Source organism: Marinobacter shengliensis (genome assembly GCF_003007715.1).
Classification (GTDB): Bacteria; Pseudomonadota; Gammaproteobacteria; order Pseudomonadales; family Oleiphilaceae; genus Marinobacter; species Marinobacter shengliensis.
Genome location: NZ_PXNO01000007.1, coordinates 149140 through 168069 on the forward strand (window position 1 = coordinate 149140; position 18930 = coordinate 168069).

The 18930-nt window shown below is 58.5% G+C and carries 18 protein-coding genes; 10 read left to right on the plus strand and 8 right to left on the minus strand.

Features of this window, described 5'->3' with window-relative positions:
* Positions 1-79 precede the first annotated feature (79 nt).
* Complete coding sequence (dinB, locus tag C7H10_RS01925; RefSeq protein WP_106693472.1) at positions 80-1144, plus strand: DNA polymerase IV; 1065 nt, start codon at positions 80-82, stop codon at positions 1142-1144.
* A gap of 164 nt (positions 1145-1308) precedes the next feature.
* Positions 1309-2721: a pectin acetylesterase-family hydrolase gene (locus C7H10_RS01930; protein WP_061332314.1), complete on the plus strand. Its 1413-nt coding sequence runs from the start codon at positions 1309-1311 to the stop codon at positions 2719-2721.
* Here the strand turns inward: C7H10_RS01930 and C7H10_RS01935 are convergent.
* From C7H10_RS01935 to C7H10_RS01945, 3 genes are read right to left on the minus strand one after another with little or no spacing between them, the layout of a single operon-like run.
* Entirely contained in the window at positions 2718-3371 is a 654-nt protein-coding gene (locus C7H10_RS01935) for a hypothetical protein (protein ID WP_106693475.1), read from the minus strand. The genes C7H10_RS01930 and C7H10_RS01935 overlap by 4 nt on opposite strands.
* Positions 3372-3426: 55 nt before the next feature.
* On the minus strand, positions 3427-3990 hold the full coding sequence (locus C7H10_RS01940; protein WP_106693477.1) for a phosphatase PAP2 family protein: 564 nt from the start codon (positions 3988-3990) through the stop codon (positions 3427-3429).
* Entirely contained in the window at positions 3956-5203 is a 1248-nt protein-coding gene (locus tag C7H10_RS01945; RefSeq protein WP_061332311.1) for a glycosyltransferase family 4 protein, read from the minus strand. Before C7H10_RS01945 ends, C7H10_RS01940 begins: the two co-directional genes overlap by 35 nt.
* A gap of 86 nt (positions 5204-5289) precedes the next feature.
* On the opposite strand from C7H10_RS01945, the gene C7H10_RS01950 reads away from it, so the two are divergent.
* The 4 genes from C7H10_RS01950 to C7H10_RS01965 all read left to right on the plus strand — a co-directional run bounded on the left by C7H10_RS01950 (position 5290) and on the right by C7H10_RS01965 (position 9720).
* Complete coding sequence (locus tag C7H10_RS01950) at positions 5290-6327, plus strand: NADP(H)-dependent aldo-keto reductase (RefSeq protein WP_106693479.1); 1038 nt, start codon at positions 5290-5292, stop codon at positions 6325-6327.
* 223 nt (positions 6328-6550) lie between these two features.
* Entirely contained in the window at positions 6551-6886 is a 336-nt protein-coding gene (locus tag C7H10_RS01955; RefSeq protein WP_106693480.1) for a hypothetical protein, read from the plus strand.
* A 145-nt stretch (positions 6887-7031) separates the two neighbouring features.
* Positions 7032-9257, plus strand: coding sequence for an acetyl-CoA hydrolase/transferase C-terminal domain-containing protein (locus C7H10_RS01960; protein ID WP_106693483.1), 2226 nt, complete (start codon positions 7032-7034; stop codon positions 9255-9257).
* Complete coding sequence (locus C7H10_RS01965; RefSeq protein ID WP_058091769.1) at positions 9244-9720, plus strand: FKBP-type peptidyl-prolyl cis-trans isomerase; 477 nt, start codon at positions 9244-9246, stop codon at positions 9718-9720. The genes C7H10_RS01960 and C7H10_RS01965 overlap by 14 nt, the downstream gene beginning before the upstream one ends.
* Here C7H10_RS01965 and C7H10_RS01970 read toward each other — a convergent pair.
* A complete protein-coding gene (locus C7H10_RS01970; RefSeq protein WP_061332307.1) occupies positions 9680-10495 on the minus strand; it encodes a lysophospholipid acyltransferase family protein in 816 nt (271 codons plus the stop codon). The genes C7H10_RS01965 and C7H10_RS01970 overlap by 41 nt on opposite strands.
* 17 nt (positions 10496-10512) lie before the next feature.
* Positions 10513-11274, minus strand: a complete 762-nt coding sequence (locus C7H10_RS01975) for a GNAT family N-acetyltransferase (protein ID WP_061332336.1) — start codon at positions 11272-11274, stop codon at positions 10513-10515.
* Positions 11275-11515: 241 nt separating this feature from the next.
* Between C7H10_RS01975 and C7H10_RS01980 the strand changes: the two genes are divergently transcribed.
* The 3 genes from C7H10_RS01980 to glpK all read left to right on the plus strand — a co-directional run bounded on the left by C7H10_RS01980 (position 11516) and on the right by glpK (position 15623).
* On the plus strand, positions 11516-12250 hold the full coding sequence (locus C7H10_RS01980) for a response regulator (RefSeq protein WP_106693485.1): 735 nt from the start codon (positions 11516-11518) through the stop codon (positions 12248-12250).
* A gap of 58 nt (positions 12251-12308) precedes the next feature.
* Positions 12309-13883, plus strand: a complete 1575-nt coding sequence (locus C7H10_RS01985; RefSeq protein ID WP_106693487.1) for an ATP-binding protein — start codon at positions 12309-12311, stop codon at positions 13881-13883.
* Positions 13884-14141: 258 nt separating this feature from the next.
* Positions 14142-15623: a glycerol kinase GlpK gene (glpK, locus tag C7H10_RS01990; RefSeq protein WP_061332305.1), complete on the plus strand. Its 1482-nt coding sequence runs from the start codon at positions 14142-14144 to the stop codon at positions 15621-15623.
* A gap of 9 nt (positions 15624-15632) precedes the next feature.
* Here glpK and C7H10_RS01995 read toward each other — a convergent pair whose 3' ends face one another.
* Positions 15633-16706, minus strand: coding sequence for an ABC transporter ATP-binding protein (locus tag C7H10_RS01995; RefSeq protein WP_106693489.1), 1074 nt, complete (start codon positions 16704-16706; stop codon positions 15633-15635).
* A 3-nt stretch (positions 16707-16709) separates the two neighbouring features.
* On the minus strand, positions 16710-17624 hold the full coding sequence (argF, locus tag C7H10_RS02000) for an ornithine carbamoyltransferase (protein WP_106693490.1): 915 nt from the start codon (positions 17622-17624) through the stop codon (positions 16710-16712).
* Between the two features lie 210 nt (positions 17625-17834).
* On the opposite strand from argF, the gene grxD reads away from it, so the two are divergent.
* Positions 17835-18161, plus strand: coding sequence for a Grx4 family monothiol glutaredoxin (gene grxD, locus C7H10_RS02005; RefSeq protein ID WP_061332302.1), 327 nt, complete (start codon positions 17835-17837; stop codon positions 18159-18161).
* Positions 18162-18166: 5 nt separating this feature from the next.
* Here grxD and C7H10_RS02010 read toward each other — a convergent pair whose 3' ends face one another.
* Positions 18167-18859 carry a TonB family protein gene (locus C7H10_RS02010; protein WP_167392864.1) on the minus strand — a complete coding sequence of 231 codons (693 nt, stop codon included), beginning with the start codon at positions 18857-18859 and terminating at the stop codon, positions 18167-18169.
* Between the last annotated feature and the right edge of the window lie 71 nt (positions 18860-18930).

Sequence of the window (18930 nt, forward strand, 5' to 3'; positions counted from 1 at the left end):
GTTCCTGACATTCTCTGCATGTTAGCTTAAGATACAAGGCTGTATAAATGTACAGATTGTTTACGCGAGCCCACGGACCATGCCCCAGCGCAAGATCATTCATGTGGATTGCGACTGCTTCTATGCGGCGGTCGAGATGCGCGACGACCCAACGCTGAGGGACGTGCCTCTGGCGGTTGGCGGCGCCGAGGGCCGGGGCGTGGTGACGACTTGCAACTACCGGGCAAGGGCCTTTGGTGTGCGCTCGGCCATGCCCGGCAGTGAAGCCCGCAGGCTGTGCCCGGGGCTGGTGACCGTGCCACCGGATATGGCGCGATACCGGGCGGCGTCTCAGCAAGTCATGGCCATTCTCCGGGAAATGACCGATCTGGTTGAGCCTCTCTCACTGGATGAAGCTTTTCTGGATGTGTCTGACATAACCGAACACCGGGGCAGCGCCACCCTGATGGCCCGGCATTTGCGAGAGCGGGTCCGGCAGGAAGTGGGGATTACCATCTCCGCCGGCGTGGCCCCGAACAAGTTTCTGGCCAAGATTGCCAGTGACTGGCGCAAGCCCGACGGCCTGTTTGTGATCACGCCGGAGCAGGTGCCGGAATTTGTCGAATCCCTGCCGGTGGAAAAACTGTTTGGTGTGGGCCAGGTGACGGCCGCAAAGCTGCATTCCATGGGCGTGAAAACCTGCGGTGACATGCAGTTGCTGGGGGTGGACACCCTGATTGAGAAATTCGGCAAGCAGGGCTACCGGTTGTTTGAAATGGCCGCAGGCCGGGATGAGCGGCCGGTAATCGTTTCGCGGGTGGCGAAATCGGTCAGCGTGGAGCGGACGTTTTCCCAGGATCTGCCGGACAAGACCGCCTGTGAAACCGTGATGCCCGCCCTGGTGGCGGATCTCAATCTGAGACTCGCCAGGAAGGGGCGGCAGAAACCCATCCACAAGCTGTTTGTGAAAATCCGCTACAGTGATTTTTCAACCCATACCCTGGAGCGGGTACGGGAGTCGGTGGCCGAACCCGAGGTTGCCGATTACCAGCCCCTGCTGGATGAACTGGTTACCCGGGCCGATCGCCCGGTCCGTTTGTTGGGGGTGGGTGTGCGTTTTCGCAACGAGGAGGCACCGGTTACCCAGCTGAGGCTGTTCGACTGATCTTTTCCCAAGTGGCTATATCCCCGCCTTTTTTAGTGTAAATCGGTCTTGCGCTCTCTTTGACGTGACATTGTGTCATATCTAGTTTTAGGTTGACGATTTCCTGCTGTAATCGTTGCGGGCCAAGCCCGCCCATTAAAATAACAAGTGCAGGAGAGCAAAATATGAACAAGCCTGACAGGTGGTCCCGGTGTCGCCATAGCGCGCTGGCCGGGTTGTTATTATTAGCCTTTGCCGCCCCCGCCGCTGCGGAACTTGGCGACTACGGGTTCTGGCGAACCCTCGGCAATCTGGTTGCGCCTCCCGGAGCGGATAATCCGGTTACCTCTGACCAACGCCAGGGAGAATACCCCCTGCTGGCAAATCCGCCCGGGTACAACGACGGCTTTTCGCCCGGTGCCTACTACCAGTGGCAGACGGTTCCACTGGCTCCGGAAACCGGGGCGGTATGTGGCAACGGTTCCGAATACAAGTTCTTTGTAAACCGGGTGCCCAACACCTCCAATACGGTGGTTTATTTTGAAGGCGGCGGTGCCTGCTGGGACTATGAAAGTTGCAGCGGTCAGACTGGCATTCGTGGTGCCCGGAACCCCGATGGCATACCGGACGACTACCTGTCGTTGTTGAACCCCGGCGCAAGCCTGGTCAGCCCGTTTGTAGTGCGCCTGCACCCCTGGAGCCGGGTGAAAACCCAGAACTGGAATATGGTCTACGTGCCTTACTGCACTGGCGACATCTACTCCGGTGACCGGGTAGCGGTGTACCAGGACCCGGAGGGTGAGGCTGAACCATTGGTCTGGCACCACAACGGGCTGCGTAATAGCCGGGCGGTGATTTCCTGGTTGAAAGACAATCTCCAGCGGCCCGGGCAGATGCTGACAACTGGCTGCAGCGCAGGTGGCATCGGTGGCTTGACAAACTATTATCCGGCCCGCCGGGACATGGCGCCCACCCGCAGTTTTCTGATCAACGACTCCGGGCCGGCATTCAGTGCACCGGTAGGGGCAGATCCACAACAGTACCCCTCGGTCTTGCTGCAGGGTTTGATCCGGCAGGTGTGGGGGCTGGATCAGGACAATGGGCCTCTGGCCTATCTGAAGTCTGGTTTGCCCGGATTAAACCTGAATGACCTGGGGTCGCTGTATCCCGCCCTGGCCAGTGCATTACCTCAGGATCGCATGGGGCATACTCATTTCTGGCGCGATCTGAACTACTCATCCTATTCCTACGAACGTTTCTTCGATGACATCGAACAGGCGCCGGATCAGGCTACCAAGGAGGCCCTGCTTCACCAGAAATGGGCGCAGGATACCGAACGCCTGAAAAATACCCTGGCCGGGCTGGATAACTTCGGTTACTACCTGCCCATGTTCCGGGATGTGAATGAAAGCCACTGCACCTCAATCATCGAGTTCGCCAATTCGGATATTCAGGAACTGGGCCTGGAACTGGACCACTTCGTGAACAACGTGATGAACGGCAGCGGTTCGGTTATGCAGGCTTCAGAGACCGACACGGTGGCGGATTACAACAAACCGTTCAATCTGCTCTACTGGTCGCTGGACCAGTTGCTCTAAGGGTCTGGTTCGGGCTGGCCCATGGTCTCGATCCGCGCTTCTAACAGGCGTTGACGCAGATACTGGTCTCGGGTCAGCCCTCCGGGTATTCGGTCCAGGGCCATGACCTCTTCAACAATCGCTTTCTCCCGGACCTTGTAGCGATCAAACTCGGGTTTGGGGGCCAATCGCCAGGCCTCAAGGCGCGCCTCAGACCGGGCCTGATAGCGTTCGATCAGTTCTGTGGCCGCCGCCTTGGCGGCCGCTTCGTCCTGCTCCAGCAGCTGTAGCAGGGCGAGCCTCACCATGAGCGCTTCTGGCGCGCTGACCTGGGTTTCCTGCTCGTAGCGGGCCAGCTGCTGTTCCAGTTGGTCGGCCCGGTCCTGTCGTTGCTGGGCGTCCAGTTCGGCTGCTTCCTGGAAAAAGCGTTGCAGCTCTTCCTCGAAATCGAGTCGTTGGGCGAACTGAATGACTCTGGGGTCTTCCAGCAATGCCTGTTGCTCGGGGGTCAGATCGATCGGTACTGGCGTGTCGGCAGGGGCGTGTGAAAGGGGATCATTGGGGGCACCGTCGTCGACCTGCCCTGGCGGTGTGTCGGCCGGTTCAGGCCAGAGTAACACCAGTGCTGCTGCGGTGGCCACGGCAATGATGAAGGGTTTTCCGTGCTTCATGACGGGCTCCGGCAATAAGGCTTCGGAACCAGTTTAGACCAGATTCTCAGGGACACTAAAGCGTGGCGAAGGTCGCTCCGAACATCAGTACTGACACCCAGCCCATGCCTGCGCCGATGACAGCCCCCGCGGCAACATCGCTCGGGTAGTGCAGGCCCAGAACCACCCGGGAGGCGGCTACCGATAGGGTGAAGGGCAGAACATACCAGGCGGCCACTGGCATGGCGACGAACAGCATGGCCTGGAAACAAGCTGCATGCAGGGTGTGCCCGGAAGGGAAGCTGTATCGATCCAGCGGTGGTGTGCCGCAATTGATGGCCGGAAACGAGATAAACGGGCGCTCCCGGATAAGTTTGTGTTTCAGGCCTTTGTAGGTGAGGGTGCAGTTGAGTCCGGTAAAGGCCATCAGCACCGCCAGCCCCAACCCCTGTTCCGGAGCCAGCAGCGGCAGGGCGAGGATCAGTGCATACCAGAACCAGCCGTCGCCAAGTCGGCTGACGACCCGGAAATAGCTCAGTACAGGCCGGAACCTGACTGCACGGTTGATGGCCTGGCACAGCGCATACTCGCGCTGGTCTGCCAGGTCAAAGAAGCGAGATGCCTTGTTTGTTGATGCCATGGTATCGGGCCTGTGCCGGTTGGTTGAGTACCAGGTGTTCAAATTGTTCAATCTGGCTGTTCCAGCTCAGATCCAGCGCATCCAGGCGGGCCTGGGCGCGAACCCGGCTCAGAAGGGTGGGTTGGTCAGCCAGTCGCAGTGCGTGGTTGATAAAGGCTTCGTCCTCCGACAGCTCTGCTTTCAGACCATTTTCTTCGTGGCGAAGGTGTTCAGCGGCCGCCGCGTCGTCAAAGGCGACCACTCCGAGCCCGCTGGCCATGGCTTCAAGGACCACGTTGCCAAAGGTGTCGGTTTTGCTGGGAAACAGGAACAGGTCGCCCGAAGCATAGTGCCTGGCCAGATCCTCTCCGCGCTGGGTGCCGCAGAAAATGTATTCCGGGTGGCGTTCCGCCAGTTGTTTGCGCATTGGGCCGTCTCCCACAAGAATGAAGCGGGCATTGGGATGGAGGCCCCGGATCCGTTCAAAACAGGCGACCGCCATGCGCAGGTTCTTCTCGGCGGCCAGTCGGCCCACGTAGAGTACTGCCCGGTCACTGTTGGTCAGCCCCCAGCGGGCGCGCAGGTCGTGGTCACGCTTGTGGGGAGTGAAGCGATGGCAGTCCACGCCGCGGCTCCACAGGCCAGTCGGGTGGATGCCCATGGCTTGCGTAACCGCTTGCATTTTTCGGGTTGGTACCAGAGTGATGGCGGTCCGGTTGTGGAACCAGCGGCCATAGGCGCAGAGTAATCGTTCCAGACCGCCGGCACCGTAGTAACGGGAGTAGCTATGGAAATTGGTGTGAAAGCCGGACGACACCGGGATGCCAAGATTTCGGGCGGCGGATACCGCCGCTACGCCCAGCGGTCCCTGGGTGGCAACGTAGATGGCGTCTGGTCGTTGGCTTTGCCAGAGTTTTTTCAGGGTGGCCGGGCGCGACACGCCAAACTGCAGATCGCTGTATCCGGGCAGGGGCAGGCCGGTGACCACCAGCTCACGGGTAAAGAGGCCGTCACCGGTGCTTTCAAACAACCCTTTCTGCTCATGGGCCTGCTTTGGCCTCACCACCGTGATCTTGTGCCCCCGTTGCATCAACCCCTGGCACAGGTGCTTCAAGGTGTTGGCCACGCCGTTGATTTCCGGCGGAAACGTCTCCGAAACAATGGTAATGTGTTGCGGGCGCCGGTCAGTCAGCTTGGGGTTGGTCACGGTGCGTCCTGAATATGTCGCTGTCATGCTTCTACTATGGAAATCCGGCATGACAGCCATGCGACAACTTTGTGACATTCCCTTTACGTCTTCTATGTGCACGAGGAGATCTCATGCAAACGCGAAAACTTGGACAAACCGACATCGATGTCAGTCTGATCTGCCTGGGAACCATGACCTGGGGGGAGCAGAACACCGAGCAGGAAGCGTTTGAACAACTGGAATACGCCATCGGGGCGGGTATCAACTTCATCGACGTGGCCGAGATGTACCCGGTGCCGCCACGGGCGGAAACTCAGGGCCTGACCGAGACCTATCTGGGCAACTGGCTTGCCCGAAGAGGGCGCCGGGAGGATCTGGTGATTGCCACCAAGGTGGCCGGACCGGGCAATGGTTTGAGTTATCTGCGCGGCGGCCCGAGACTGACCCGGGAGCATATTCGCGAAGCCTGTGAGAGCAGTCTGGCGCGCCTGCAAACCGATTACATCGACCTTTACCAGGTGCACTGGCCAGACCGCAGTGCAAATTTCTTCGGCAAGCTGGGGTATCAGCGTAACCCGGACGAAACCTCAACCCCCATCGAGGAAACTCTGGGCGCCCTCGATGAGCTGGTCAAAGAGGGCAAGGTGCGCCACGTTGGCCTGTCCAATGAAACGCCGTGGGGGACCATGGAATATCTGCGCCTCGCTCGCGAGAAACAGTGGCCCAGGGTGGCTTCCATCCAGAACCCCTACAGCCTCCTGAATCGGTCTTTCGAGCTGGGCCTGGCGGAGTTTGCCCACCGGGAAAGCACCGGCTTGTTGGCCTATTCACCCCTTGCGTTCGGTATGCTGACAGGTAAGTATCTGGGCGGAAAATGGCCAGAAAAGGCCCGCTTGACGCTTTACGAACGCTTCAGCCGATACACCGGGGAGCGGGCTGCTGATGCAACCCGTGCCTACGTGGAGCTGGCCCATCACCATGGGCTTACCCCGGCGCAGTTGGCGCTGGCCTGGGTGAATAGCCGCGAGTTTGTGACCAGTAACATTATCGGTGCAACCACCATGGACCAGTTGAAGGAAAATGTCGGGTCTGCAGATATCCGGCTAAGCCCCGACCTGGTGGCGGCGGTGGAGGCTATTCATGATGAGTTTACCTACCCCTGTCCCTGAGTGGGGTAGCCTACGGTGAGGTTGCCCTGTTTCCGGTTTCTAGGGGCAGGGCGGTTACAGATTGCAATATAAGTGATCATTTGTTGACAAAAAAGTGACCAGTTTGCGTCGAGCTACTGGCGCATTTGTGTGCAAAGTCACACCATTTTCAGGGACAATCATTAGACTTTGGTACTGAAGCGTTAATGTTCCGAAATCATTTTTCCGGGTGCTTGTTGTCATCATGATCATTCGTCTTTTTATCGCCCTGCTGGCCCTCAACTTCGTCGCGTTCGTAGTGCGCGCCGAAGCCGCTGAGCCTATTCTGGCCGATCGTATGATGGCTGAGCGTGATGACATGGTATCGGCCGAGGAAATCTACGAGCTTCAGGAATGGATGTCTGGAGACTATGAAGACGACCACATGGATGCCTTTGCGGCTATTGGTTCGCGTTTGTTGAGTATCGGATTGAGCCGCCGCGCGCAGCAGAAGGTATACGCATCTGACCCCGCGCAGCCTGATCATGGCATTGGTCTGTTGAACGAGGGTGCGGCCCTTAACCTGCGCTGGCGCTTCTGAACCACCTTCAAGGCCCCTGTTTTACCCGTATCTTGCCACGTTACTCCCACCAATCAGCCAATCTCATGACCTGACGCATTGTCAGCTTCATTCTGTCGTGTGATCATCGACCCCGTTGCGATTCTCAAACAGTGGAGAGCTGGTGATGGCAGAACAGAACGGAGTCTATTACGACGACGCGAATGCGTGCGTGGACCGGGTAATCGAACGGGTAGGCAAGCGCATTACGCTGGGGTTGCCTCTCGGTCTTGGTAAGCCAGTTCGCTTTGCGAATGCCCTTTACCAGCGCGCCAAGGATGATCCGGAAATCCAGCTGCATATAGTCACTGCGTTGTCGTTGCTGGCTCCCGAGGGCGCATCGTCGCTGGAAAAGCGTTTTCTGGGGCCTTTTACCAAGCGCCTTTATGGCAACATTCCTGAGTTGGACTACGCGCGAGACGTCAATCGGAACCGGTTGCCAGACAACGTGACTGTCTCGGAATTCTTCTTCAAGGCCGGCAGTTATCTCAACAATCAGAGCCAACAGCGCCACTACGTTTGCACCAACTATACCCACGCCGTCCGGGACCTGATGGCGCAGGGGGTCAATGTGTTGGGCCAGTTGATGTCGCCTGGTGAAGATCATGGTCAGCCAGGACACCTAAGCTTCAGTTGTAATCCGGATTTGACCCTGGACATCCTGCCGCTGCTTCGGGAACGGGAAGCCGCTGGCACTCCGGTGGCCATGGTGGCAGAGCTCAATCACCACCTGCCGTGGTTCGGGCATCACGCCGAGGTTGAAGCCAGCCAGTTTGACGTGATCCTGTCTCACCGGGCCTCCGACTATCCGTTATTCTCCGCGCCCCAGATGGCGGTGAGCCCTGCGGACCACCTGATCGGGTTTTACGCTAGCAGCTTGCTGAAGGATGGCGGCACCCTGCAGGTGGGGATCGGGTCTCTTGGCGCCGCCCTGGTGCACAGCGCCATCATCAGACACAAACATAATGACGCCTGGAAAGCCGTGTTCGACCACCTGCAGGTGCAGGATCAGTTTCCGGTGGTGCAGGAGTATGGTGGTACAGAACCTTTTGAACAGGGACTGTATGGGTGCAGCGAAATGATGGTGGACGGTTTTGTCTACCTGCTTCAGGAAGGTATTCTCAAGCGCGAAGTCTACAATCATCCGGAATTGCAGAACCTGATCAACCGGGGTGAACTGACCGAGACCCCGAGCCTGGAGGCCCTGGACGTTTTGCACAACGCAGGCCTGATTGCCTCACCATTGCGGGCGCGGGATGTGAACTGGCTGGTCCGGCACGGGGTGCTGCGCGACCATGTTGAGTTCAAGGGCGGAAGGATACGACTCAATGAGGAGGTGTCGGTTGAGGCAGATCTATCCAATGCCGACACCCGCAAGGCGCTCGAGGCATTGGCGCTGGGTGACAGGCTGGCTGGTGGGATTGCCATGCACGGTGGTTTCTACGTTGGCCCGGAGAAGTTCTATCAGGCCCTGAGAGAGCTTTCAGACGACCAGCGCGACAAGATCTGCATGACCAGCGTTAATTTTATCAACCACCTGTATGACCATCGCTTTGGTGATCAGAAGCTCAAGGTGGCACAGCGGGTCCATGGACGGTTTATCAATTCGGCGATGATGTACACCCTCAACGGTTCGGCGGTGTCGGACGGGCTGGCGGATGGCCGTGTGGTGAGTGGTGTTGGCGGCCAGTACAACTTTGTGGCCATGGCCCATGAGTTGCCGGGGGCTCGCTCCATCCTGGCCCTGAGGGCCACGCGGGTCTCCGGTGGTAAGGCCGTCTCGAACATTGTATTCAACTATGCCCACTGCACCATCCCAAGACACCTGAGGGACATCGTGATTACCGAATACGGCATCGCGGACCTTCGTGGGCAGTCCGATGAACAAGTGTTCCTCAGGCTGATCCGGATTGCCGACTCCCGATTCCAGGAGTCATTGCTGGCGCAGGCCAAGAAAGCGGGCAAGGTAAAAGCGGACTTCAAACTTCCAGCACACTGGCGCCAGAATACCCCTGAGAAAGTCGCCCGGGCCCTGAAGGCCGGGGGGGAAGGCGACTGGTTCCCGGCCTTCCCGTTTGGCAAGGATTTCACCGACGAGGAATTGAAGTTAGGGAAAGCCCTTAAGGGGCTGAAAGCCGCAACGGCTACTCCCCGTGGTAAACTGGCGACCATCTGGCAGGCCCTTAAGGCGGACGACGAAGAAGGGCGCTATGACGCCCTGCTTGATCGAATGGGTTTGAAAAAGCCGTCAGGATTCCGGGAAAAGCTGGACCGGAAGCTGGTAATCCATGGCCTGCAAAAACTCGAACCCGTAAAGAAACAGGAAACAAAACAAGCTGATGCAAGCCGATAAGCCGCAACTAAAGCCCGAAGTATTCACTGTCCATTACGTGCTCAAGAACCGTATAGGTGAGCTGGTGGATACCTCGGAAGGCAGTGAGCCACTGCATTTCCTGTACGGCACCCCGGAAATCATAGCGGGCATCCAGGAAGCGGTGAAAGACCGCCGGGTGGGCGATTGTCTCGAAGTCACTATCCCCCCTGAAATGGCCTACGGAGACTACCGCGAAGACCTGGTCCGCAAGGTGCCCCGCTCGCTTTTTGAAGGTGTGGAGAACCTGCAGGTTGGTATGAAGTTCCAGACCAACTCCGGCGACCAGGCCCAGGTGGTGCAGGTGGTGTCCATCGATGGCAACCTGGTGAAGGTAGATGCCAACCATCCGCTGGCTGGCTTTACCCTGTATTTTGACCTGGAGATCGTCGGTCGCAGAGAGGCTACGGAAGACGAGGTAGCCCAGGGGCGCCCGCTGTTCTGAGGCCGGTGGGCGTGGCCTCGAATTCGCCTGCGTGAATATGCTTCAAACCGGCACTGATCTGCTGATGGATTAAAGCGGTCAGGGCGTTACTCGATTCCGAGCGGGCCGGGTCTATGGCCGGGTGAATCACCACATCCACCTGGGTCGGCGGTTGCCTGAGCAGCCGGATCAGGTGGGTATGGAAACTGTCGTCACCGATGAACGGGGCGATCGGATCCGGACGATGTGCTCTGCGGTAACCGATGGTTATTGGCTGGATAGGTGTGTTGGCGTCGCGGGCGGCGGCCAGCAAAAAACCGTGGATCGGCAGCACTGCCAGTCCCGAGCTGGTGGTGCCTTCCGGAAACACCAGGACAGACTCGCCGGTATTCAGGCATCGGCTGATCTCCGATTTTATTCGCCTGGCCTGGCCGCTTCCGCGCTGGATGAACAAGGTGCCGGCTTGCCTTGCGAGCCAGCCGATAATTGGCCAGTTGCCCACCTCAGCCTTGGACAGGAACCTCAACGGCGTTATGCACCCCAATATGGGAATGTCAGACCAGCTGATGTGGTTGGCAACGTAGAGTGCGTGGGCTTCCGTGGGCTGGCCGTGCACCCGGATACGGAACCCGAGGCACTGGCAGGCCCGACGGAAGCAGAAAGCGGCCCAGGGTGAACGGTCGACAGGTTGTCGCCGGAACAGGTCGACCAGTTTCAGGGTGATGGCCAGGGCGCAGGTGCCTGCCAGAAACACCAGGAACCCGGTAAGCCGGATTAGTAATCGTATCCACCCCATCTGCTGCTCCTTTGCCTTCAGGCAGTGCGCCCCATGAAATGCCGGCTATACCTGGCGGTCAGTTTGCTGACTTCCAGAACCACCAGCAGGTCCGCGCAGCGGAAGTCCGGGTCCCAGCAGGGTTCTCCACAGACCCTTGCGCCAAGGCGCATGTAGGCGCGAATCAGGGCTGGCACGTCATCGCTGTGTTCGTGTTCGGCGCGGGTCAGGTGTGGCAGGGCCCGGAGTGGGGTTACCCGGAATGCAGGCGCGGCAAGGTATTCATTCTGCAGGTGCCGTGCTATCCGCCAGGCTTTCATGCCGCCATCGGCCATGCTGATACTGGCGCAGCCAATCAGATAGTCCACGTTCCGGCTATCCAGATATTCTGCCAGGGCTGCCCACAAAAGGGTGATGGTGCCGCCATTGCGGTAATCGGGATGAACGCAGGTCCTGCCCAGTTCCGCAAGGGTGCCCGGCAATTTACCCAGGTTGCTCAGATCGAACTCGCCTGATGAATAGAAGCCGCCAACCGAAGGCACGTCGCTCTGGTGCAGGATGCGAGTGGTTGCAACCACTTCACCGGTGCCGGCATCGGTAACGATCAGGTGGTCGCAAAGGGCGTCGTAGGCATCGGCATCTATACCCGGCGTGGTGGCGCCCAGATCACTGCCATACTCCTCGGAGAAAACCCTGTAACGCAGTCGCTGGGCGGTTTCGATGAGTTGTGGGCACCGTGTCAGGGTGGTTTTCAGCTGGCGCCCACGGCGCGGCTGGGAACGGGCGATTTGTGCTGTCATGGCCTTGGCCTCTTGTTTCAATCACAAGCCAAGGCTATGAAGCTCCTGTGACAGTGAGGTGAACTGCCGGTGACGTCTGTATGACAATGGCCGGGATCTGCCACCAGCCGGATTTGTGTCACAGGCTGTAACCCTATGACCGTTCCATGTATATTTCTGAATAGCATGTATAATTGCTGTAACGGTACGTTGCCTGTATTGTCGGGTGGACGACCCCAAAAACCGGAATAAAAAAACAGAGATGGATGGCGTGGAACAGACAAACGAGAGTTGGCGAATCCTGATCGTAGAGGACGATGAACGGCTTGCGGACCTTACGCGCGAGTACCTCGAAAACAACGGGCTGACAGTCTCCCTGGAAACTCACGGTGGAGCCGCAGTTGAACGAATCCGTAATGAGCAGCCAGATCTTGTTGTGCTGGATCTCATGTTGCCGGGCGAAGACGGCCTGTCGATCTGCCGTCGAGTCAGGCCCTTCTATTCTGGCCCCATCATCATGCTCACTGCCAGAACCGACGACCTGGATCAGGTGCTTGGTCTGGAAATGGGGGCTGATGATTACATCGGCAAGCCGGTGCAGCCAAGGGTTCTGTTGGCCCGAATTCGGGCCATGCTCCGGCGGATGGAAACCGCCCCTGCCGGTAATCCGGAAGACGGTGGTGAGGAGCCTGTGCGCTTGCAGTTCAACGACCTGGTGGTTGATCGCTCCATGCGGGAGGCCTGGCTCAGTGAAGAAAGCATTGACCTGACCAGCGCAGAATTTGACCTGCTTTGGTTGCTGGCCAGTAATGCCGGTCGGGTGCTCAGCCGTGAAGAGATCTTTACCGCCTTGCGTGGTATCGAATACGACGGCCAGGACCGCTCCATTGATGTTCGGGTGTCCCGTATCAGGCCGAAAATCGGAGATGATCCCATTCACCCTCGTCGAATAAAAACGGTGCGCAGTAAAGGCTACCTGTTCGTAAAGGAAGCCTGACCGTTATTCCGCGGCCTGCCCTCCCTGGTGGGCAGGCCGTGTTACCAGGGTAGGCCCAATGTCCCTGAAATTTTTCCTGACAGTCTATGCTCGCCTGGCCGGTGTCACCGCGCTGGTGATTCTGCTGTGTGTTCTTCTGTTCAACGGTATCAACTCCGTTCGTCATCAATTCTGGCATGAACGTTTCGCGGACCCCTTGATGCGCTGGCTGGCGGCGACGCCCGCGCCCACAAGGCAGTATCACTGGATGCCGTCCCTGTTCGATCTGCGCTCTGGCCCGCCGGAGCAGTTCGACCTGGACAAAGTGGCCATCGAGCGGCTGGGGTATGGGCAGGTGGTGGCGCAACGTACCGATGTTGGGTTTCGTTATCTGGTTCGCTCTTTCGAGGGTGGCCTCGTCAGCCTGCGCCTTGAGCAACCATACCGGGAAATGGCCCAGGCAGTTGCCCTGGTGGTTCGATGGCATCTGGAAACGGTGAGCCCTGAGCAGCGGGCCGATGTTGCCGCGCAACTGGCGGAGGCCCTGGGCGTGCGTGTTGAACCGGTACAGGACCTGCAGGCGCTGCCCAATCAGGACGTTATTGAAGACATCGCCAACACGGGGCTGGTGGTTTTCAATGAGCAGGGCACCCGAAACACCCAGGTGCTGCTGCGCCTTGAGGAAGGTGATCTGGTTGTTGTTCGCATGCCGTCACCGTTCAATCCCTGGGCCTGGCCAATGATTGTCCTGCTTGGCATCGTGGTGGGCTCGGTGCTGGCGGCCGCACTGTTCCTGGCCATGAGGTTTGTCGATGGCCATCTCAGGAAGGTGGAATCTGTGGCGGTGCGTATTGGCCGTGGCGAAATGGGCGCCCGGGTGGAGTCTGAGGATGGCACACTGGTGTCGCGGCTTGCCTGTTCGTTTAACAGTATGGCGGAGCACATACAGCGGCTGGTTCAGGTTCAGCGGGAAATGATCCACGCCGTTTCCCACGAATTGCGCACCCCGGTAGCCCGAATTCGCTTTGGTGTCCAGATGATCGAATCCGGAAGCAGCCCGGAAGTTCTCGAGAAGCAACTGGACGGTATCGATGGTGATATCCAGGAACTCGATGAGCTGATTGATGAAATACTGACCTACGCCCGCCTGGAGCAGGGTGGGCCGGTGTTCAGCTTGCGTGAGGACTCGGTAACCGACCTTGTTCGGCAAGTGGTTTCTGAACAACAGATGATCCGCCCGGAGATCCGGATTGAGTGTCGTATAGATGAGGAATCCGAGCGTTGGGCCCTGTCGGATGTGGAGCCCAGGTACATCCACCGGGCTATCCAGAATCTGGTGGGTAATGCAGGCCGGTATGCTGCTGGCCGGGTGCTGGTGAACTGCCATCTTGACGAGGACAACTGCCGGGTTGACGTGGAAGACGACGGCCCGGGGATCCCCGAGCAGGACTGGGAGAAGGTGTTCACCGCCTTTGCCCGGCTGGATGACAGCCGCACCAGGACCTCGGGTGGCTATGGCCTGGGGTTGTCTATCGTACGGCGCATTCTTTACTGGCATGGCGGCCAGGCATTTGTCGGGCGCAGTGACGAGCTTGGAGGCGCGCGATTCAGCCTGGTCTGGCCAAGGCGTAAGCCGGATGATGCCATTTTGTGAGCCAGTGCTCACGACCTCACCTGATGTAACAAAGCTCTACAGAATAACTACTGAATACGGCGGCTCCCGGAGTAAGAATAGACAGCGTAAGGGATGACTTTTGAGGTTGTAGTTCTTACGAACTTTCCTTGTTTCATTCGTCATTTGAGGGCCGGATTTATCCGGCCCTTTTTTTATGCAAAATTTCCCGCCAATGGTGGTTATTCACACTCGGAATGTTCTCGGGCTGGTAGACTCTCCTGAAAAAAGGAGATCTGAATGTCCCGCTATTTGCTTGCCATTGATCAGGGTACCACCAGCTCCCGGGCCATCGTTTTCGATGCCAGGGGTACGCAGGTGGCGGTCGCCCAACAGGAGTTTCACCAGTATTTTCCCCGAGACGGCTGGGTTGAACATGACGCCGTGGAGATATGGGACAGCACCCTGGCGGTGTGTCGCGAGGCTTTGGAAAAAGCCGGTGTCCAGGCGTCTGACCTGGCCGGCATCGGGATTACCAATCAACGGGAAACGACGGTTGTATGGGACCGTGAGACCGGCGAGCCGATCCACCATGCCATTGTCTGGCAGGATCGCCGTACCGCTTCGTTGTGCACCAAGCTCAAGTCGGATGGCCATGAGGCCCTGGTGGTTGAACGCACGGGCCTGCTGATTGATCCCTATTTTTCTGCCACCAAGGTTGCCTGGCTGCTGGACAATGTGGAGGGTGCCCGCAAGCGAGCTGAAGCCGGTGAGCTGGCGTTTGGTACCGTCGATACCTGGTTGTTGTGGAACCTGACCAATGGTCAGTCCCATTACACCGATGCCACCAACGCATCACGAACGGCCCTGTTCAATATCCATAACCAGGACTGGGACGATGACCTGCTGGCGCTTTTTCGGGTGCCCAAAGCGTTGTTGCCAGAAGTGCTCGACTGTGCCGATGAATATGGCGATACCCACGCGGATTGGCTTGGGGCACCGGTCAAGGTGGCGGGCATTGCCGGTGATCAGCATGCCGCGCTGATCGGCCAGGCCTGTTTTGAGCCTGGTATGGCCAAGAGTACCTACGGAACGGGCTGTTTTTTAATGCTTAATACCGGTGACCAAGCCCTGCGTTCGGAAAACCGGTTACTGACCACCATGGCTTACCGGCTAAACGGTAAACCATGCTATGCCATCGAAGGCAGTATTTTTGTTGCTGGCGCCGCCATGCAATGGCTCAGGGACGGTTTGCGCCTGATTACCCATGCCAGCGAGTCGGCAGGCCATGCCGAAACGGTGGGTGTGGATAACCCGGTTTATCTGGTGCCGGCGTTCACCGGGTTGGGGGCTCCCCACTGGGACCCGAATGCCAGGGGCGCTATCTTGGGACTTACTCGTGATACCGGTATTGCTGAGATTGTCACCGCTGGACTGCAGTCGGTGTGTTACCAGACCAAGGACCTGGTGAGGGCCATTCGCAACGATGGCGCGCGCCTGGAGTCGATCCGGGTAGATGGCGGCATGGCGGTAAACGACTGGGTAATGCAGTTTCTCTGTGACATTCTGAACGTGACCGTTGATCGGCCAAAGGTAACAGAAACAACCGCCCTGGGCGCGGCGTATCTGGCAGGACTACAGACCGGGGTGTTCGAAAGCCTGGAGCAGATTTCCGATATGTGGGAGTGCGAGCGGCAATTCCGGCCGGATATGAAGCCGGCGCTTCGGGAATCGCTGTATGCAGGCTGGCTGGATGCAGTCGAGCGGGTCTGCAACAACTGACCCGCACTCTCAACTGGTGCGTTCGAAGGCAATCAGGTGATCGGCTTCGACACGCACCGGCACGTGTTCGCCCATGTGGAAGTCCAGGTGGCTTCGGAACAGGGCCTCGAATTCGGTATCTTCTGAGCACCGGAACCGATACAGGGTTGAAGTGCCTGCGAAGGTTTTCTCCACCACTTTGGGTTTCAGGTCGGAGTGCTCATCGTAGACGATGTCGTCCGGGCGAATCAGAACGTCCAGTAACGTGCCCGGCTTCCATTTATAGGCCCGGTTGCCGTGGATAACGCCCAGTTCGGATTCAATGGTGTCCGGCCCCAGGGCGGTACCGGGAATGAAGCCGCCCTGGCCAACAAAGCTGGCTACGAAGCGGTTGGCGGGTTCGTGATACAGGTTGTAGGGTACGTCCCATTGCTGCAGGGTGCCGTCTTTGAGTACCGCCACCTGATCGCACATGGCAAACGCTTCCTGTTGGTCATGGGTGACCAGGATAGCGCTGATGCCGAGTGTTTTCAGGATATCCCGTACATCCAGGCTCAGCCGGCGACGAAGGTCGGTATCCAGGTTCGAGAACGGCTCATCGAGCAGAATAAGCGTTGGCTCTGGCGCCAATGCCCTGGCCAGGGCAACCCGCTGTTGCTGGCCGCCGGATAGCTCATGGGGGTAGTTGTTTGCCAGGTCCTGTAGGTGAACCAGGTTGAGCAGTTCGATAACTTTCTGGCGGCGTTCGGCCTTGTTCATGTTCCTCAGGCCAAACCCGACGTTATCGGCGATGGTCAGGTGCGGGAACAACGCGTAATCCTGAAACACCATGCCGATACGCCGCTTTTCGGGAGCCAGGGTGCGCCCGGGAAGGCTGATGGCCTGGGACTGGAGCTGGATTTCCCCGCTGTTTAAAGGCAAGAAACCGGCCAGGGCTCTGAGAATGGTGCTTTTGCCACAGCCACTGGGGCCGAGCAGGCACCCGATGTCGCCGTGGCTCAGGGCGAAGCTGACGTCTTTAACGACAGAGTCGCCGCCATAGCCGCAGGACAGGTTGTTGACTTCCAGCAGCCAGTCGGCCGGTGGCAGCAAAGATTCAGGCATGGATCAGTCCAGGCGATTGAGAATGAGGAACTCGAGTAGGGCCTTCTGGGCGTGCAGGCGGTTTTCCGCTTCATGCCACACCACTGAACCCGGGTGTTCCATCATGTCGGCGGAAATCTCCTCGCCACGGTGGGCAGGCAGGCAGTGCATGAACAGGGCATCCTTGGCGGCCACAGACATCAGTGCCGGGTTGATCTGGTAGTCCTGAAAGGCTCTCTCTCGGGCCTTTTGCTCGTCTTCCTGGCCCATGGAGGCCCAGACATCGGTGACCAACAGGTTGGCACCCTTTGCAGCGTCTTCCGGTGTGCGCACCACGGTTACGCGATCACTGTGGGCTTTCAGCAGGTTGCTGTCTGGTTCATACCCTTCCGGGCAAGCCACGTTCAGATGAAAATCGAACTGGGCCGCCGCGTTGATGTAGGAGTGGCACATATTGTTGCCATCACCAATCCAGGCAACGGTAGCTCCGCGGATGCTGCCGCGATGTTCACGATAGGTTTGCATATCCGCCAGCAGTTGGCACGGGTGGAATTCGTCGGTCAAGGCGTTGATCACCGGCTTGCTGGAAGCCGAGGCAAAGCGCTCAACGGTTTCGTGGGCAAAGGTCCGGATCATCACCGCATCCACCATGCTGGATATCACGATGGCAGAGTCCTCGATGGGCTCGCCCCGGCCAAGCTGGGTGTCCCGGGGTGACAGGAACATGGCGGTGCCACCGAGCTGGGTCATGCCCGCTTCAAAGGAAACCCGTGTGCGGGTGGACGACTTTTCAAAGATCATCGCCAATACCCGGTTTTTCAGGGAATCCCGGGTTTTACCCGCATGCCACTCTTTACGAAGCCTGGACGCATGATCAAGGAGCTGTTCCAGCTCACTAGTTGTCATGTCGTTCAGGGTCAGAAAATGTCTTGCCGCCATGAAAGGCCCCTGTTTCAAGGAAACTGCTGTACGGTTTGCATCTGAAAAGGGCATCAAGTCTAGCCCTTCACAACCCGTAAAACAACGCCGGGGGTGGGGTGGTTGCTCTGGGTCAAACACATCGGTTTGGTGGCTAATCGACCCGCCGTGTACAATAGCGGTTAAGTGCCGTGTAACGGTAAACCTGATTTCAACCAGAGGTATGAGTTCATGGATATCAATGAAACCATCAAGAGCCAGCTCGAAGAGAACCCGGTCATTCTTTACATGAAGGGCACTCCGCAGGCACCACAGTGCGGTTTCTCCGCCCGTACCGTTCAGGCTCTGATGGCGTGCGGTGAGCGGTTTGCGTTCGTGAACATTCTGGACAATCAGGAGCTGCGCGAAGCCCTCAAAGTTTATTCAAGCTGGCCGACTTACCCGCAGCTCTACATTGGTGGTGAGCTGGTGGGCGGTTGTGACATCGTTCTGGAAATGTCCGAGAGCGGTGAGCTGGCCAAGGCGGTTAAAGACGCGGTCAAGCAAGCCGAAGCCTGAGTTTTTTAGCGGCGCTTCGGGGTGAACACCAGCTTTACCTCGAAGCGGTCCCGCTCTTCTCCTTTTGGCTCCGGATAGGGGCTGGCAGCGAGCGCTGCACGATACGCTGCATCATCAATCCCCTGAACGCCTGTCGACGCCACAACCCGTGCCCGGGTGAGGGCGCCATTGTCGAGAAGCCTGAGCTCCAGTTCCATGGTGAGTGTCTCCTGCAGGCCCGCAATCGCAGGCACCCGCTGCCGCTCCAATTGTTCTGCCAGATGGGTGGCCAGCAGAATCAGGTATGGGTCCTGCTCTGACGGCGACAGGGCTATCCGCTGAATTTCTTCCGGCTCATCTGTGGTGGTTGAGGTTGACGGTGTGGAGGCCGCCGATTCAGGGCTGGCAGGTTGCTGTTGTGAGCGGGGTCGGCTGGATTCGGTTCTGGCTGCTGGCTCTGGGCTGGGCTGTGCGGTTTGGGTCGAGCCAGGCTCGGCAACGGGTCGGTTTGCTGAGTCGGTCGTTATTTGCTCAGGGGCCTCAACGGTAAAATCCGGATGCCTCGGGAGTTGTGGTTCAGCGGCGTTGGGGCTGGATGCGGTGCTGGTTTCGGAGGCCGGGGACTGGAGGGTAAACACCAGGCGATGACTGAACTCCCGGGCTTCCCTCAGGGGTGAGGGAAGTCCGGCCAGTAGCAAGGTGTGCACTGTCAGGGCCAAGGATATGGCCAGAACCAGCCGATAGGACGCCGGGATCGACGGAGGTCGAAGGCCTGGCTCTGACATCGCAA